At 71.2% G+C, this 16121-nt stretch carries 17 protein-coding genes; 8 read left to right on the top strand and 9 right to left on the bottom strand.

From position 1 onward, the window contains the following. Positions 1 to 27: 27 nt before the first annotated feature. A complete protein-coding gene (ilvA, locus tag ACFQ6X_RS12315) occupies positions 28 to 1257 on the bottom strand; it encodes a threonine ammonia-lyase (protein ID WP_383179946.1) in 1230 nt (409 codons plus the stop codon). Between the two features lie 157 nt (positions 1258 to 1414). Here ilvA and ACFQ6X_RS12310 point away from each other — a divergent pair, with 157 nt between their 5' ends. Continuing rightward, positions 1415 to 1945, top strand: coding sequence for a MarR family transcriptional regulator (locus ACFQ6X_RS12310; protein WP_329207963.1), 531 nt, complete (start codon positions 1415 to 1417; stop codon positions 1943 to 1945). Positions 1946 to 2076: 131 nt separating this feature from the next. Next, positions 2077 to 2268 carry a DUF1059 domain-containing protein gene (locus ACFQ6X_RS12305; RefSeq protein ID WP_329207965.1) on the top strand — a complete coding sequence of 64 codons (192 nt, stop codon included), beginning with the start codon at positions 2077 to 2079 and terminating at the stop codon, positions 2266 to 2268. 55 nt (positions 2269 to 2323) lie between these two features. Here the strand turns inward: ACFQ6X_RS12305 and ACFQ6X_RS12300 are convergent, their stop codons facing one another. Beyond that, complete coding sequence (locus ACFQ6X_RS12300) at positions 2324 to 3469, bottom strand: cystathionine gamma-synthase (protein WP_383179941.1); 1146 nt, start codon at positions 3467 to 3469, stop codon at positions 2324 to 2326. 67 nt (positions 3470 to 3536) lie between these two features. Here ACFQ6X_RS12300 and ACFQ6X_RS12295 point away from each other — a divergent pair, with 67 nt between their 5' ends. Together ACFQ6X_RS12295 and msrA are read left to right on the top strand one after the other, a co-directional pair. Beyond that, the gene (locus ACFQ6X_RS12295; RefSeq protein WP_383179938.1) at positions 3537 to 4640 is read left to right on the top strand and encodes a hypothetical protein; all 1104 of its coding nucleotides are present in this window, start codon (positions 3537 to 3539) and stop codon (positions 4638 to 4640) included. Between the two features lie 84 nt (positions 4641 to 4724). Next, entirely contained in the window at positions 4725 to 5429 is a 705-nt protein-coding gene (gene msrA / locus ACFQ6X_RS12290; protein ID WP_383179935.1) for a peptide-methionine (S)-S-oxide reductase MsrA, read from the top strand. A gap of 78 nt (positions 5430 to 5507) precedes the next feature. Here the strand turns inward: msrA and ACFQ6X_RS12285 are convergent, their stop codons facing one another. Next, entirely contained in the window at positions 5508 to 6251 is a 744-nt protein-coding gene (locus ACFQ6X_RS12285; protein ID WP_383179932.1) for an esterase/lipase family protein, read from the bottom strand. A 148-nt stretch (positions 6252 to 6399) separates the two neighbouring features. Beyond that, positions 6400 to 6768 (bottom strand): helix-turn-helix domain-containing protein, encoded by a 369-nt coding sequence (locus ACFQ6X_RS12280; protein ID WP_383179929.1) that lies wholly within the window; start codon positions 6766 to 6768, stop codon positions 6400 to 6402. Positions 6769 to 6944: 176 nt separating this feature from the next. Between ACFQ6X_RS12280 and ACFQ6X_RS12275 the strand changes: the two genes are divergently transcribed. Beyond that, entirely contained in the window at positions 6945 to 7331 is a 387-nt protein-coding gene (locus ACFQ6X_RS12275; RefSeq protein WP_383179926.1) for a YrdB family protein, read from the top strand. Between the two features lie 57 nt (positions 7332 to 7388). On the opposite strand, the gene gdhA is transcribed toward ACFQ6X_RS12275, so the two are convergent. After that, a complete protein-coding gene (gene gdhA / locus ACFQ6X_RS12270; RefSeq protein WP_383179923.1) occupies positions 7389 to 8768 on the bottom strand; it encodes an NADP-specific glutamate dehydrogenase in 1380 nt (459 codons plus the stop codon). A 246-nt stretch (positions 8769 to 9014) separates the two neighbouring features. Here gdhA and ACFQ6X_RS12265 point away from each other — a divergent pair, with 246 nt between their 5' ends. Then, positions 9015 to 10685: a hypothetical protein gene (locus tag ACFQ6X_RS12265; RefSeq protein ID WP_383179920.1), complete on the top strand. Its 1671-nt coding sequence runs from the start codon at positions 9015 to 9017 to the stop codon at positions 10683 to 10685. A 251-nt stretch (positions 10686 to 10936) separates the two neighbouring features. Further along, complete coding sequence (locus ACFQ6X_RS12260; protein WP_383180361.1) at positions 10937 to 11455, top strand: RDD family protein; 519 nt, start codon at positions 10937 to 10939, stop codon at positions 11453 to 11455. 46 nt (positions 11456 to 11501) lie between these two features. On the opposite strand, the gene ACFQ6X_RS12255 is transcribed toward ACFQ6X_RS12260, so the two are convergent. From ACFQ6X_RS12255 to ACFQ6X_RS12240, 4 genes are all read right to left on the bottom strand, one after another. Continuing rightward, entirely contained in the window at positions 11502 to 12185 is a 684-nt protein-coding gene (locus tag ACFQ6X_RS12255; RefSeq protein WP_383179917.1) for an ABC transporter ATP-binding protein, read from the bottom strand. 46 nt (positions 12186 to 12231) lie between these two features. Further along, positions 12232 to 13680 carry an ABC transporter permease gene (locus ACFQ6X_RS12250; RefSeq protein WP_383179914.1) on the bottom strand — a complete coding sequence of 483 codons (1449 nt, stop codon included), beginning with the start codon at positions 13678 to 13680 and terminating at the stop codon, positions 12232 to 12234. Positions 13681 to 13832: 152 nt separating this feature from the next. Further along, positions 13833 to 15101: an Ig-like domain-containing protein gene (locus ACFQ6X_RS12245; protein WP_329207992.1), complete on the bottom strand. Its 1269-nt coding sequence runs from the start codon at positions 15099 to 15101 to the stop codon at positions 13833 to 13835. A gap of 179 nt (positions 15102 to 15280) precedes the next feature. Further along, positions 15281 to 15682, bottom strand: coding sequence for a hypothetical protein (locus ACFQ6X_RS12240; RefSeq protein WP_329207993.1), 402 nt, complete (start codon positions 15680 to 15682; stop codon positions 15281 to 15283). A 108-nt stretch (positions 15683 to 15790) separates the two neighbouring features. Here ACFQ6X_RS12240 and ACFQ6X_RS12235 point away from each other — a divergent pair, with 108 nt between their 5' ends. After that, positions 15791 to 16096: a hypothetical protein gene (locus tag ACFQ6X_RS12235; RefSeq protein WP_383179910.1), complete on the top strand. Its 306-nt coding sequence runs from the start codon at positions 15791 to 15793 to the stop codon at positions 16094 to 16096. The last annotated feature ends 25 nt before the right edge of the window (positions 16097 to 16121 follow it).

Below are 16121 nucleotides of genomic sequence, written 5' to 3'. Positions count from 1 at the left end.
TACCGGGCCCGTTTGCCGGTCCGGCGCTCAGCCCATCACGAGATAGCCGGCCTCCCGCAGTGCGGCCGCGACCTCCTCGCAGTGCTCCCGGCCCTTCGTCTCCAGGTGCAGTTCCACTTCCGCCTCGGTGAGCCCCAGCCTCGGATCGGTCCGCACATGGCTGACGTCGAGCACGTTGGCGTCGGCCACGGACAGCGTGGCGAGCAACGCGGCCAGCGCCCCCGGCCGGTCCGTCAGCCGCAGCCGCAGGCTGAGGTAGCGGCCTGCCGCCGCCATGCCGTGCGTCAGGATGCGCTGCATCAGCAGCGGGTCGACGTTGCCGCCGGACAGTACGGCGACCACCGGCCCGCGGAACGCCTTCGGATCGCTCAGCAGCGCCGCCACCGGGCTCGCCCCGGCGGGCTCGACGACCATCTTGGCCCGTTCCAGGCAGAGCAGCAGGGCACTGGACAGCTCGTCCTCGGAGACCGTACGGACCTCGTCGACCAGTTCCTGGACGAGCCCGAACGGAATGTCGCCGGGACGGCCCACCTTGATGCCGTCGGCCATGGTCTGCACCGAGTCGAGCGCCACGGGGTGCCCGGCCGCCAGCGACGGCGGATAACTGGCCGCGCCCGCGGCCTGCACGCCCACGATCCTGACGTCGGGGCGCAGCGCCTTCACGGCCACGGCGACGCCCGCGGCCAGGCCGCCGCCGCCGATGCCGACGACGATCGTGCGGACCTCGGGGCACTGTTCGAGGATCTCCAGGCCCACGGTGCCCTGGCCCGCGATGATGTCCGGGTGGTCGAAGGGGTGGATGAAGACGGCCCCGGTCCGTTCCGCGTACTCCTCGGCGGCGGCGAGCGTCTCGTCGACGACGTGTCCGTGGAGTTGAACCTCCGCCCCGTACTCGCGTGTTGCCGCGACCTTCGGCAGGGGGGCGCCGAGCGGCATGAAGACCGTCGACCGTACGCCGAGCAGCGAGGAGGCCAGTGCGACACCCTGCGCATGGTTTCCGGCACTTGCGGCCACGACTCCGGCCGCCCGTTCCACCGGACTGAGGCCCGCGATCCGTACGTACGCGCCGCGCAGTTTGAACGAGCCGGTGCGCTGCAGGTTCTCGCACTTGAAGTGGACCGGCGCGCCGACCAGTGCCGTCAGATGGCGGCTGCCCTCCATCCCGGTGGTTCTGGCCACCCCGGACAGCATCTTCTGCGCCCCGCGGATGTCGTCGAGGATCAGGGGAGGAAAGGGGCCTGGCGTCCGGTAGGTCATGACAGCAAGTCTTGCAGCTCGGAGCGGTCGCGGCCCTCGCATCTCATGGTGGCCTGCGGTGGTGTCCATAGGTTTGTGCAGCGCTGGTACACGTTGCCCCGTGGCCGCGTACTCTGTCCCCCACCCATCCGACACCGCACGAAGAGAGCCCCCGGCCATGCCCCCTCAGGACATGACGACTGCTGCGTCTCCTTCCGGGGGCGCCGCCCCCGGACACCCGGGTACCGACCCCCTCCTCGATGCTCTCCAGCACCAGGTGGCCGTCTTCGCCCGCCGTGCCGAACAGACCCGCCTCGGCGGTGTCGGCCAGGTCCGCAATTCCATGGACCGCGCCGCCTATCTGCTCCTCAACCGGCTCGACCGTGAAGGCCCGATGGGCGTCAAGGCGCTGGCCGCGGGCATGGGGATCGACTCCTCGACCGTGACCCGGCAGGTCGCACCGCTCGTCGACACCGGCCTGGTCAAGCGCACCTCGCACCCGGAGGACGGCCGGGCGGTCGTGCTGCAGCTGTCACCGCGCGGCCAGGCGCGCCTCGACGAGGTCCGGGCCTCGCGGCGCGAGCTGATGTCCCAGGTGACCGACGGCTGGAGCGAGGAGGAACGCGACACCTTCTGCGCCCTGCTCACCCGGTTCAACGCCTCGCTGGCGGCGCGGCAGGCCGCGCACCAGCCGGTACAGGACAACTGACCGGCGGCGCACCGGTTCTCGCGCCTCCCGGGCCGACGACACCCGCAGGACGGCCGGCGACGGCCGCTGGGCATCCCTTTCGCCCGGATCTATCCTGGGAGAGTCGCCAGGTACGAGCATTGGAGGCTGTCATGACACGGAAGATCGCCGACTGCCGTAAGTACCCGAGCGTGTCGAACTGCTCACTCGCCATCACCGGCGAGGAGGACGAAGTCGTACGGGCAGCCGCCGAACACGCCGTCTCGGTCCACGAGCACACGGACAGCCCCGAGCTGCGCGAGCAGATCCGGGCCTCGTTGGAGGACGAGAAGGTAGCTGTCTGACAGCGGAGCCGTCCGGCGGCCGTGATGCGTCACGGCCGCCGGACGGACGTGTCTCCTAGCCGAGCGCCTGCGTGAGGTCGGCCAGCAGGTCGTCGGCGTTCTCGATGCCGACGGACAGGCGCACCAGGTCGCCGGGCACCTCCAGCGGGGAGCCGGCGGCCGACGCGTGCGTCATACGGCCCGGGTGCTCCAGCAGCGACTCGACACCGCCGAGCGACTCACCGAGCGTGAACAGCTTGGCGCGGTTGCAGACCTCGACCGCCGCTTCCTCGCCGCCCGCGACGCGGAAGGACACCATTCCGCCGAACGCCTTCATCTGCTTGGCGGCGATCTCGTGCCCCGGGTGCTCCGGCAGCCCCGGGTAGAGGACCTTGGTCACCTTGGGGTGTCGGGTCAGCAGGTCGGCGACCTTGGTGGCGTTCTCGTCGTGGCGGTCCATGCGGACCGCGAGGGTCTTGATGCCGCGCAGCACCAGCCAGGCGTCGAACGGCCCGGCGACGGCGCCCATCGCGTTCTGGTGGTACGCGAGCTCCTCGGCCAGCTCGGGGTCGCTGACGACGAGTGCGCCGCCGACGACGTCCGAGTGCCCGCCCATGTACTTGGTGGTCGAGTGCACGACGACGTCCGCGCCGAGTGCGAGCGGCTGCTGGAGGTAGGGGCTGGCGAAGGTGTTGTCGACGACCAGCCGCACGCCCGCCTGCCGGGCCACACCGGCGACGGCCGCGATGTCCGTGATGCCGAGCAGCGGGTTGGACGGGGTCTCCACCCAGATCGCCTTGGTGCGGGCGGTGATCGCCGCGCGCACCGCCGACACGTCGGAGGTGTCGGCGACCGAGAACTCCACGCCCCAGCGCGAGGCCACCTTCGCGAACAGCCGGAACGTGCCGCCGTAGGCGTCGTTCGGGATGATCACGTGGTCGCCGGGCGTGAGCAGCGTGCGCAGGAGGCAGTCCTCCGCGGCGAGGCCGGACGCGAAGGCGAGCCCGCGCCTGCCGCCCTCCAGGGCCGCAAGGTTCTCCTCCAGGGCGGTACGGGTGGGGTTGGCGCTGCGGCTGTACTCGTAGCCGCCGCGCAGCCCGCCGACGCCGTCCTGCTTGTACGTGGACACCTGGTAGATCGGCGGGACCACGGCGCCGGTGAGGGGATCCGCCGTGTTGCCGGCGTGGATCGCAAGGGTCTCGAAGCTGTGCTGGTCGCTCATGAGGACCGAGCGTAGTTCGTCAAGAGGGCACTTACCGGCCGCTGCGCCGTCAAGGGACAATGGAGCCATGGAGATTCTGTGGTTCCTGCTCGCCCTGTGCATGCTCGCCGTGGTCGTGGGCCCGATCATGCTGCGCCGCCGTGGCGGCATCCGGCAGGTAGCGCCCGGTTCCCCGGACGCGGCCGACCCGGAGAACTACGGGTTCGTGCGCCAGGAGGAGCTGGACATCCGGATGCCCGGCCCCGACCAGGACCTTCTCGATGTCCTGGACGTCGTGCAGGGCACCCAGGAGTGGCGGGCCGCCTCCCAGCTCCTTGCGGGCACGCCCAAGGAGAGCGAGATCCGCTGGCAGCGGGTGCAGGCCTTCGCCGGTGCGGCCTCGCTGGAGCTGGCGCGGCGGCCCGGTGAGGGCGGGGCGTGGCTGCGGAAGTGGCGGGCCGAGGCCCCGAAGGACGCGGGCGGCGCGGCGGTGCACGCCGAGTTCCTGGTGCAGCAGGCGTGGCGCACCGCCGCGGTGGGCACCGACGACTTCCGGATCATCCTGGAGGAGGCCCGTACGGTCTGCGGCGAGGCGGCCCTGCTTGCGCCGGGCGACCCCGTCCCGTACATCGTGGAACTGGCCGTGGCCCGCGGACTGGGCTACTCCCACGAGCAGTTCGACCAGGTGTGGGCGAAGGTCATCGACCGTGCCCCCGCCCACATGGGTGCGCACATCGCCGCCCTGCACTTCTGGTGCGAGAAGTGGCACGGCTCGGCCGAGCTCGTCGACCGCTTCGCCACCGCCGCCGCCGCCCGCGCCCCGCAGGGCTCGCTGCTGGCCGCGCTGCCGCTGTTCGCGCTGTACGAGAACCTGCCGGAGGTCAACCTCGTGCAGGGCTTCTACCGGGGGTCCGTCGTGACGAAGGCGGTCGGGGGCGCGATGTTCGCGGTGCACGCCGCCCGCGCGGACGATCCCGTACTCGCGCACGTCCGGCACCTGCTGGTCTTCTTCCTCGTCCGCATGGAGCGCTGGTCGGAGGCGATGCACCAGCTCGTCCACATCGACGGCCACGTGGGCGCGCTGCCCTGGATCCAGGACTCCGATCCGGCCGCCGAGTACACGGTGTACCGGGCGCTGGCCGTCGCCGGGTACGAGTCGAACGGCGGCAGCCCGGCGACGCTGCCGCAGTAGCCGCCGACGGGCAGGGGGTGCCGGAATCCACGGCGCCCCCATGGCGTTGTACGCACTGAACACCGACCCCGGAGGAGCCCCCGCATGTTCCTGAACCACCGCACCCCGCAGCTCCCCACCCCCGAGGAGGCCCTGCGTGGCCGCCCCGTCCCCGAATTCACGGTCCCGTCCCGCCACACGGTCCTCGGCAACCCGCTGACCGGCCCGTACCCGGAGGGTCTGGAGGTCGCGGACTTCGCGCTGGGCTGCTTCTGGGGTGCCGAGCGCAAGTTCTGGCAGACCGAAGGCGTGTGGACCACCCTCGTCGGCTACCAGGGCGGCTATACGGAGAACCCGGCGTACGAAGAGGTCTGCTCGGGCCTGACGGGCCACACCGAAGCCGTCCGTGTCGTCTTCGACCCGACGGTCGTGGGGTACGCGGAGTTGCTGAAGCTCTTCTGGGAGTCCCACAACCCGACCCAGGGCTTCCGCCAGGGCAACGACGTGGGCACGCAGTACCGGTCGGCGGTCTACACCCACACCGCGGAGCAGGCGGAGGGCGCGGCCGCGTCCCGCGAGGCGTACCAGCAGGTCCTCACCGGCGCCGGTTTCGGCACGATCAGCACGGAGATCCTCCCGGCCGAGGGCCGCACCTTCTGGCCCGCGGAGGCGTACCACCAGCAGTACCTGGACAAGAACCCCGACGGCTACTGCGGCATCGGCGGTACGGGCGCCACGCTGGAGTCCCCCTCCGAGACGAACTGGGGCCGCGCCTGCCCGACGGGCATCGCACCGGCTCCCGGAGCGTGAGCAGAGGCTCCGCGCAGTGACGTGGGCCCCGTCAACGGCTGCTGCCGGTGGCGGGGCCCACGCGTCGTGCGGGGCAGGTCAGGAGGCGACGAAGCGTGCGATCTGACCGAGCACGACCGTGTCCGCCAGGAACCCGATGTGGGTCTGGCACAGCACGTCGTTGTTCGTCGCGCCGCTCAGCCGGGTGCTGGTGTACGGAATGATGATTCCGTCGCAGGCCGAGTACCAGCTGGCGTACCTGGTGTCACCCGGCGTCTCGTCGCCCGCGGTGATCTGGGCGATGAAGGAGGAGCCGGGGTACATCTGCTGGCAGGTCGTGTAGATCAGGCAGGCGCCCGCGTACGTGGTGCCGTGGTTCGCGCCGGCGATCGAGGCGAGGTGGCTGACGCTGGTGCTGCCGCCCAGCACCTTCAGGTAGTACTGGCTGACGAGGCCGCCCATCGAGTGATTGACGATCGCGACCTTGCTCGCGCCGGTCCGCGCCTTCACGTTGTTGACGAAGGACGCGAGGCCCTGGGCGTTGGAGACGTTGTTGCCGTACGAGTTGTACTCGTAGGCGAAGAGCTTGGAGCTGGACCAGCCGTTGAGCTGGAAGACACTGATCGCAGTGGCCCAGTTGGACGCGTTGCCGGTGTAGCCGTGGACGAAGACGACCGGTGTGCTGGTCGACAGCGGCTGGACGGCCGCGGCGGCAGACTGCGCGGCGGAGGCGGGCTGCGCTGTTTCGGCCGCGCCGGCCGTGGGGGCGGAGGACAAGAGGGTGAACGCGACCGCGGCGGACGCGAGAACGCCGAGAAGCCGACGCGGGGATCGACGACGCATGGAGCACTCCTGACGGGGATACGGGTGCCTGACCCGCCCAGAGTCCTCGGCGAGGAGCTGCCCGCCATCGGCGAAATGACCAGTGCCGTCGGCCGGGTCCCCGTCCGCGCATCACGCAGGAAGCGGCACGCGTGTCCCGTACCCGCTCTCAGGCCGCCAGCAGCACCGCGCCCATCGGAGCCCCCGCGGGTGCGGTCCGGCTGTACCGGGCGAGCTCCTGCTGAGCCAGGGACAGCACGTCCGTGAGCCCGAGCCCGAGCGAGCGGGCGGCCGCGGCAAGGACCTCGGACGAGGCCTCCTTGAGGCCGCGCTCGACCTCGGAGAGGTACGGCATCGAGATCCGGGCGTCCTCGGCCACGTCCTTGAGCGTCCGGCCCTGGGCGAGCCGCTCGCGGCGCAGGACATCCCCGACGACGTCCCGCCAGAGCGGCTCTCTGGGGGCGGGCGCGGGGCCCGGTGTCGCGGGGACGGGACGCAGGGGGATGACGCGGGCTCGATTCTGCGCGTGGCTGCTCATCACCCCAGCCTAGGAGCGCCGCGCCCGGCGCGGGAGGTGGAAGCGTTCCGCGCCGGGCGAATCTGCTGTTGGCCAAACCGGGTGTCGGGCACGGATGGCCGAAGTCTCCTGAGGCGGCGCCGGCACGTGGCACCCTTGCGCCCAAGGAGCTTCGATCGAAGGAGAGTTCGGATCCGATGACGGCGAGCGACGACCACAGCCACCTCACCGCCCTGCGGGGCCGTCCCTGGTTCGCCGCGAACGAGGTGCTCGCCTTCGTCCTCGAACTGCTGGCGATCGGCTGCCTTGCCTGGTGGGGCTTCACTGCCGTCGACGGCTGGGCGGTCTCGCTGCTGCTGGGGCTCGGCACACCTGCGGCGGCCGTCGCCCTGTGGGCGCTGTTCGCGGCGCCCCGCGCGCGGATCCGGCTGCCGCTCGCCGGGGTTCTGGCGGTGAAGGCGGTGGTGCTCGGCGGAGGCGCCGCAGCGGTCCACGGGACGGGTCATCCGGTGGCGGCCGCGGTCCTCGCGGTGGTGCTGGTGGTGAACACCGGTCTGGCGGAGTACTTCCGCAGACGGGCGTGAGGCGTCGCGCCCCACCCGGGGCCGGCTCGGGACGTGTTCCGCCCCGAGCCGGGCGGATCAGATCAGGCCCTGCGCGAGCATCGCGTCGGCGACCAGTTCGAAGCCCGCGATGTTCGCGCCCACCACGTAGTTGCCGGGGCTGCCGTAGCGCTCGGCCGTCGTGTAGCAGGCGTCGTGGATGTGGCGCATGATCTCCGCGAGGCGCTCCTCCGTGTGGGCGAAGGTCCAGGAGTCGCGGGAGGCGTTCTGCTGCATCTCCAGCGCGCTGGTGGCCACGCCGCCCGCGTTGGCCGCCTTGCCGGGGGCGAAGGCGACACCCGCGTCCTGGAGGATGCGGACGGCCTCGGGGGTGGTGGGCATGTTGGCGCCCTCCGCGACCGCCTTCACACCGTGGCGTACGAGGGCGAGGGCGTCGGTCTCGTCGAGTTCGTTCTGGGTGGCGCAGGGCAGGGCGACGTCCACGGGGACGTTCCAGACACCCGTACCGGGGACGTAGCGCGCGTGCTCGCCCCGGCGCTCCGCGTAGTCGGAGACCCGGCCGCGGCCTGCTTCCTTGACCTCCTTGAGGAGGTCGAGGTCGATGCCCTTCTCGTCGACCACGTAGCCGCCCGAGTCGGAGCAGGTCACGACGGTCGCGCCGAACTGCTGGGCCTTCTCGATCGCGTAGATGGCCACGTTCCCCGAGCCCGAGACGGCGATGCGCTGGCCGTCGAGGGATTCGCCGCGGCTGCGGAGCATTTCGGCGGTGAACAGGACGCAGCCGTAGCCGGTCGCCTCGGTGCGGGCCTGGGCCCCGCCCCAGCCGAGGCCCTTTCCGGTGAGCACGCCGGACTCGTAGCGGTTGGTGATCCGCTTGTACTGGCCGAAGAGGTAGCCGATCTCGCGGCCGCCCACGCCGATGTCACCGGCGGGTACGTCGGTGTACTCGCCCAGATGGCGGTGGAGTTCCGTCATGAAGGACTGGCAGAACCGCATGATCTCGGCGTCGGAGCGGCCCTTCGGGTCGAAGTCCGCGCCGCCCTTGCCGCCCCCGATCGGCATGCCGGTGAGGGCGTTCTTGAAGATCTGCTCGAAGCCGAGGAACTTCACGATGCCGAGGTTGACCGAGGGGTGGAAGCGCAGTCCGCCCTTGTAGGGGCCGAGGGCACTGGAGAACTCGACGCGGAATCCGCGGTTGACGTGGATGTCGCCGGAGTCGTCCGACCACGGCACGCGGAAGATGAGCTGGCGCTCGGGCTCACAGATCCGCTCGATGATCCGGGCGTCGACCAGCTCCGGCCGCTGCGCCAGCACCGGGCCCAGGGTTTCGAGGACCTCGCGTACCGCCTGGTGGAATTCCTTCTCACCCTGGTTGCGTCGCAGAACTTCCGCGTAGAGCGGCTCGATGACGCGGGTGGTGGCGGTGTGCGGGCTGACGGAGCCGGAGGTGGCGGGCATCTGATCAAGACCTTCCATGGGTGGGCTCGTGCACAACGGCGCTCCCTGTCCCTGGAAGCGCCACCGGTCGGGGGAGGACCGTCGCACCGGGCGATTGTCCCAGCGTGGCCCCGGAGAAGCCCGGAGCCGCCTCCATACTGACCACGATCGTCCGCAGGACGACCCGTACGGTGGCGAAGCTCACAGCCCCCCGGGCAGGAGTGTGAGGGCCGAAGGGGTGCCGCGCCCCGCCGTAGGGTGTGCGGAGTGGGGATCACTGAACGTGCTCGTACGCATACGCAAGCACCCGGCCGCCTGTCCGCGAAGATCCCGCGGCCGCGCAGCAGTTCGAGCCCGGACGTGGCGGTCGACCGGCGTCCGCCGTGGCGGGTGCCGCTCGTGGCGACGCTGGCGGTCGTGCCGTTGTACGTGGTGTGGGCCGCGGTCCTGTCCACCGGCGGCGGGGACCTCGCCGCGCAGCTGGCGTGGGCGGACTTCGCGGGGCGCCACCCCTGGTCGGCGTACAACCTCTCCTGGTACGGCGGGATGCACACCGCCAGCTACAGCGTGCTCACCCCGCACCTGATGGCCGTACTCGGCGTGCGGACGGTCTCCGTCGCAGCGGGACTGGGCGGGTCGTGGGCGCTGGCGCGTCTGTGCGTGCGCAGCGGGGTGCGGTGGCCGGTGGCGCCCGCGGTGCTGGGGTCGTTCGGGATCTGGTGCAACGTCGCCTCCGGGCGTACGACGTTCGCGCTGGGCGCGGCGATCGGGCTGGTCGCGCTGGTGTGCGTGACGGGGCGCCCCGCCGTCGCCGCGGGGTGTGCCGCCCTGGCGACGGCGGCAAGTCCGGTGGCGGGGCTGTTCCTCGTGGTGGCGGGTGCGGCGTACGGACTGGACGGGCAGGGGCGCAGGGCGTTCGCGCTGCTGGCCGCGCCGGTCGCGGTGGTCGCGGCGACGGCGGTGCTGTTTCCGTTCACGGGGGAACAGCCCATGCGTGCGGGTGTGTTGTGGATGCCGCTCGGTACGTGCGCGGCCGTGTGGCTCGCCGCGCCGCGCTCGGGCGGCTGGCGGGTGGTCAGGTTCGCGGCCGCGGTGTACGCGCCCGGGGTCGTCCTGACCTTCTGTGTCGCCTCGCCGGTCGGGACGAACGTGGAGCGGCTGGTGGGGCTCGCCGGGCCGCCCGTGCTGCTCGCGGCGCTGCTCACGGGCGGCCGGGGCCGGGCAGGGGCGGTGCGGCGGGTGGGGACCGCCGTGCTCGCGGGCGTCCTCGTGGTCAACACCGGCTGGGTGGTGAACAAGACCGACGACGACCTGGAGGTCTCCACCACGGTGCCCGACTGGGCCGTGCACACCGAAGGTGTCGTCGCCGCGCTGCAGGCGCTCGGCGCGGACCGCACCCGGGTGGAGGTCCTCCCGGCCCGCAACCACCGGGAGGCGGCCCTGCTCGCCCCGCACGTCACGATGGCGCGCGGCTGGAACCGCCAGCTGGATGTGGAGCGCGGCCGGCTGTTCTACGGGAGGACGCTGGCACCGGCGGCGTACCGCGACTGGCTCGACCGGTGGGGCGTGGGCCTGGTGGTGCTGCACAGCGGTACGCCGGACAGTCCGGCCGAGGCGGAGGCGGCCCTTGTCCGGCGCGGCGCGGACTGGCTGGAACCGGTGTGGCAGGACACCTGGTGGCGGGTCTACCGGGTCCGCGGGGCGGCCGGTCCGGTGTCGGCGCCCGGTGAGGTGGTGCGCGGGGACGCGGCGACGCTGGTGGTGCGGATGCCGTCGGCGGGGTCGGTGCGGGTGCGGATCGCGTACTCGCCCTGGTTGCGGGCGAACGGCGGGGCGTGCGTGGGGCGGGACGGCGCCTGGACACGGCTCACGGTGCCGAGGGCAGGCGTGTACCGGCTGGATTCCCGCTACCGGTTGCCCGGGGGCGGCGGCTGCTGACCGTGCTCCCGCGGATGCCCGGCGGGACATCCTCGGCAAGTCGGGGCTGCAGGGGAAGCTCCCGCCGGCTGACGATCGGTCATGATGCCGTCATGACATCGCCACGGGGGGCCCGGGATGCTACCGGAAGTCAACGTTTGTACAGACAGCCGGCGTTGGGGCGCCCGCCCCGCTCGTACGACGGCGCGATGCCCCCTCCCCCGTACGGTCTGCTCCGCCCGCCGCCGTCCCTTCCGTCCGGCGCCGACGGCATGCGGCGGTATCTCGCGATCGCCCTGGACTGCTACCTCTGCCTGCTGGCAGCCGGGTTACTGACCCGGCCGTACGTGCATGCGGCCGAAACGGGCCGGGCGGTGGTCCTGACCGCCCTGCCGGCCCTCGCGCTCTCCTTCGTCAACCAGGTGCTGCTGACGGCGGCCGTCCGGGGCAGCGCGGGCAAACTGATCATGGGGGTACGGGTGGTCGGGCTGCCCGACGCCCGCCGGCCGGGGCTGGGGCAGCTGATCAGGCGCTGGCTGTACGGGCTGGTCCGGCCTCCGCTGCAGCCCTGGTACTGGCTGCGCCCGCGCCCCGTCCGTACCGGCGTCCCACGGCCCGGAGTCCCACGGCCCACGGGCGGACAGCCCGGAATCCCGCAGCCCGGGATCGCGCAGCCCGAATGCGCACGGTCCCGCAGCGTGGCCGACGACGACGTGGCGGGGCTGCGCCAGGTGAGGCGCGGGGACCTGCGGACCTACCGCAGGTCCGTCGCCGCGCACGCGTCGGCGTGACACGGCGCCCCGACCGCCTGCCGGGGACGCCGCGTACCCGCCGGCCTCAGGCCACCGCGTTCTCCGTCACCGTCACCTTGCCCTTGCGGATGGTCGCCACCCGCGGCGCCTTGCGGGCGAGGGAACTGTCGTGGGTGACCATCACGAAGGTCAGCCCGTGCTCCTTCCACAGCCCGTCGAGCAGTTCCATGATCTCGTCGCGCATGGATTCGTCGAGGTTGCCCGTGGGTTCGTCGGCGAGCAGTACCTTGGGCCGCTTCACGAGCGCCCGGGCGATCGCGACGCGCTGCTGCTGACCGCCGGACATCTCGCCCGGCAGGTGGGTGGGGCGGTCGCCGAGACCGACGGAGTCGAGGGCCTCCGCGGCCCGTTCCCGGCGGGTCCTGGCGCCGAGGCCGAGCGGGACGAGCGCGGTCTCGACGTTCTCCTGGGCGGTGAGCGTCGGGATCAGGTTGAAGCTCTGGAAGACGAAGCCGATGGACTCCGCCCGGACCTTGGTGAGCCGGGACTCGGGCAGCTTCGCCAGGTCCACGCCGTCGAGTTCGATGGTGCCGGAGGTGGGTCTGTCCAGCCCGCCGAGCATCTGGAGGAGCGTGGACTTGCCTCCGCCGGTCGGACCCTGGATGACGAGCCTGCCGCCGTCCTCGATGGTCAGGTCGACGCCCGCGAGTGCGTCGACGGGGTTCTTGCCGCGCATGTAGCGCTTGGTGACGCCCTTGAGCTGGTACACGTGTGGACTCCTGCTGTACGTACGGAGGGGAGGGGCGGGGGCGGCGTTACGCGACGCGGCGCAGGGCGTCGGCCGGGCGCAGCCTGGAGGCCCGCCAGCCGCCGAAGGCACCCGCGATGAGTCCTCCCGCCACCGCCAGCGCGACGGCGGTCAGGATCGTGGTGAGGGAGACCGGGGCGGTCAGCGCGATGTCGAGGGTCTTGGCCGCGGTCTGGCGGCCGGGACCGCCGCCGCCCATCGGGCCGCCGCCGCCCATGCCGCCTCCGCCGCCCGAGGAGCCGAGCTGGGCGGTGAGGGTGGGGCTGATGGCGGTCACGGCGTACGCACCGGCGAGCCCGACGGCGATGCCGAGGACACCACCCATGAGGCCGTTGACGAGGGCCTCGCCGACGACCTGGCGGGTGACGCGTCCGCTCTTCCAGCCGAGCGCCTTGAGGGTGCCGAACTCCCGTACGCGGCGGCTGACCGCCGAGGAGGTGAGCAGACCCGCGACGAGGAAGGCGGCGACCAGGACGGCGATGGAGAGCCACTTGCCGACGCTGGAGGCGAGGTCGGATGCGGTGGAGAGGGAACCGGAGACCGTGTCGGCGAGGTCCGCGGACGTGGTGACCGTCGTGCCGGAGATGTTCTTCTGGATGGCGGCCTTGACGGTGTCGATGGCCTGCGAGTCGGCGGCCTTGACGTAGACCGTGGTGACCTTGTCCTTGGAGTCGGCGAGCGTCTGCGCCTGCTTCAGCGGGACGTAGACGTTGGCGGCCGCGTCACCGCTGTCCGCCGTCGAGACCCCGACGATCGTGTACTTCGTGCCGGAGACCGTGACGGTCTTGTCGACCGCGAGCTCCTTCTCCTTGGCGTACGCGGCGTCGACGACCGCGACCTTGGCGTCGGTCTCGGTGGCCTTGAACGTACGGCCCTTGGTGATCTTGGAGGAGGTCAGCGGACCGAGGTCCTGCTGGGTGACGTCGGTGCCGTACACGGTGAAGGAGTTGACGTCGAAGGAGGCGCCGCCGCCCTGGACCTCACCCTGCGGCTGACCGCTGCCGCCGCGGGGGCCGCCCTGGGCCGCTCCCTCATCCTGCTTGAACTCCCCGCGCTTGAACTGGCCGTCGACCTTCATGACGGTCAGGCTCAGCCCGCCGACGGCGTCCGCGACGCCGTTCTGCTTGCCGACCTTGTCGACGGTGGTGGAGGCCAGTGTCTGGAAACCCTGGACCATGACGCGGTCGGTGCTCTGGGTCGCGTCGTCGTCCTTGGCGTCGAACTCGAACCGGGGCCGTTGGGTGCCGGAACCCGGAGCGGCGGCGGCCTTGGTCACCGTCATGTCCGTGCCCAGGCCGTACAGCGACTGGAGGACCTTGTCCTGGGCCTTGCTCATGCCCGAGGAGACCGAGCTGACGATGATGACCAGCGCAATGCCGAGGGCGAGCCCCGAGGCGACGACGAGCGCCGCCTTTCTGCGGCGGCGCAGCTCGCGCCGGAGGTAGGTGAAGAACATGGCGCGAAGTTACGGAGCGGGTGTGATGAGGAGTTAAGTCTGCGATGAGAGCTGGATGAGAACACCTGCGGGCCGCACACGCCGAAGGCGGCGGCACCCGGGGATCCGGGGTGCCGCCGCCTTCGTACGGGGAATCGGCGCGGGTGGGACGGTCAGGCGGCGGAGTCCGCCGTCCACTGCGCCCAGCTCATGTTCCAGCCGTTGAGCCCGTTGTCGGGGGCGATGGTCTTGTCCGGGGAGTTCTTGACGACGACCACGTCACCGATCATGGAGTTGTTGTAGAACCAGGCGGCCGGCACGTCGGGGTCGCCCGCGCCCTTCGTGTCGGACAGGCCGACGCAGCCGTGGCTGGTGTTCACGCTGCCGAAGATCGACTTGGCGCCCCAGTAGTTGCCGTGGATGAAGGTGCCCGACGTGGACAGCCGCATGGCGTGCGGCACGTCCTTGATGTCGTACTCGCCCTTGCCGTCGTCGTCGGTGAAGCCGACCGTCGAACCGTCCATGCGGGTCTCCTTGAACTTCTCGGAGATCACCATCTGGCCGTTGTACGTCGGGTTGTCCGAGGAACCGGCGGAGATCGGGATGGTCTTGATCGTCTGCCCGTCCCGGGTGACGGTCATGGTGTGCGCCTTGGCGTCCACGGTCGAGACCTGGTTGCGGCCGACCTTGAAGGTGACCGTCTTCTGCTGCACGCCCACGACGCCGTCGGCGCCCTCGACGCCGTCGAGCGCCAGCTTCAGCGTGACGGTGGAGTTGCCCTGCCAGTAGTTCTCGGGGCGCAGGTCCAGGCGCTTCTCGTTGAACCAGTGGCCGACGACTTCCTGGCCGCTGCTCGACGTCACGGTGATGCCGTCCTGGACGGCCTTCTTGTTCGTGATCGCCTTGTTGAAGTTGATCGAGACGGGCATGCCGACGCCGACGGTGGAGCCGTCCTCGGGGGTGAAGTTCCCGATGAAGCTGTTCTCGGGTGAAACGGTCGTGAAGGAGCTGTTGGCGTGCGCCTCGCGGTCCTTGGAGTCGGTGGCCGTCGCGCTGATCTTGTACGTGGTCGAGCGTTCGAGCTGGCCCGTCGGCTTCCAGCTGGAGCCGTCGGCGGCGAGCGTGCCCTCGACGGTCTCTCCGGCCGACGTGGTCATGGTGACCTCGGTGAGCTTGCCCTTGGCGACGGTGACCATGGCGGCGCTGTTGATGCTCGCGTTGGTGGCACCGTTCTTCGGCGCGATCGTTATCTGCGCCTCGGATGCGTCCTTGGCCGCTGCCTCGTCCACCTCGGCCTGCGACGTCTTCGAGCTCTCGGCGCTGCCGCCCTTGCCACCACCGTCGTCGCTACAGGCCGAAAGCACCAGCACGCCGCCGAGCAGTGCGGACGCGGCCATGAGGCCCCTGCGCCGCTTGCTGTCCGTCATCACACGCTTCTCCATCGTTGCCGATTCCCCAAAATCCCCGACGGGGCCGCCGGACGGCGAACACCCGTCAATGCTCCAAGAACACCCTGACCGGGTCTTCCGTTCCTCATCAGCCGAAGATGTGGGGAACACCACTCATCGACGCACCGGGGGCAGCAGCGGTTCCCGCTGCCCGGCCGGCCTGCCGAGCGGAGTCAGCGTTCCGTCCCGCCACCCTCTTCGTCGTCCGTCTCATTGTCCTCGATCCCGTAGTGGCCCTCGTCCTCGTCGTCCCCGCCGGCGGTCCAGTCGTCGGCGCCGGGGTCGTAGTCGATGGTCTCGCTGCTCCACGAGGCCTGGGCGAGCTCGACCCCGGGCACCTGGCTGACCAGGTCGAACGGGTCGATAAGTGACGCGAGCGCCTCCGCATCGTCTTCCCTGACCGTCGCCTCGGCATGCATACGTTCTTCGGCGGAGTCCTCGGCGGCGGCGCCGGACGCCGCGTGATCGGCGGCGATGCTCTCGAGCGCGGTGCCGGTCAGGGCGTCCGCGTCGGTGATCTCCAGCACCATCTCCACGCGAAGCCGAACAAATGCGGTTGTCTCTGAAGTGCTCATACGCCGGAGCGTAAGGCTCCTGGGGCCCTCGGCTTTCCTCCGACCCGCTGCTTTGCTTAGCATCGGCCCACGGGGCTAACTGATGGTTGTCGCAAGGGGATCGATTCTGTGTCCATCGCTCGTCGCACGCTGCTGACCACCACCGCGGCAGGCACCCTGCTCTGCGCTCTCTGGTTCGTCCCCTCCGCCAACGCGACGGACGGGGCAGGCCCGCGGAGCGGTTCCGCCGGCTCCTCGGCTCCTGGCCAACAGGCGTCCGCCGCAGGAGAGATCACCACGCAGGAGACGCTCGCCGACACCGGGGCCGGGGTCGACACCACCCCGTATCTGATCGGCGGTACGGCCTTCCTCTGCGCCGGAGCGGGATTCGTCGCGTATTCGGTACGCCGGGGCACCGTGAGCCCGGGCTTCTGACGTACGCGGAAGGGCCGTTGCACCC

This window comes from Streptomyces sp. NPDC056452 (assembly GCF_042796085.1).
Lineage (GTDB): Bacteria > Actinomycetota > Actinomycetes > Streptomycetales > Streptomycetaceae > Streptomyces.
The sequence above is the reverse complement of the archived record's forward strand: the minus strand, read 5'-3'. Positions and strand labels throughout refer to the sequence as shown.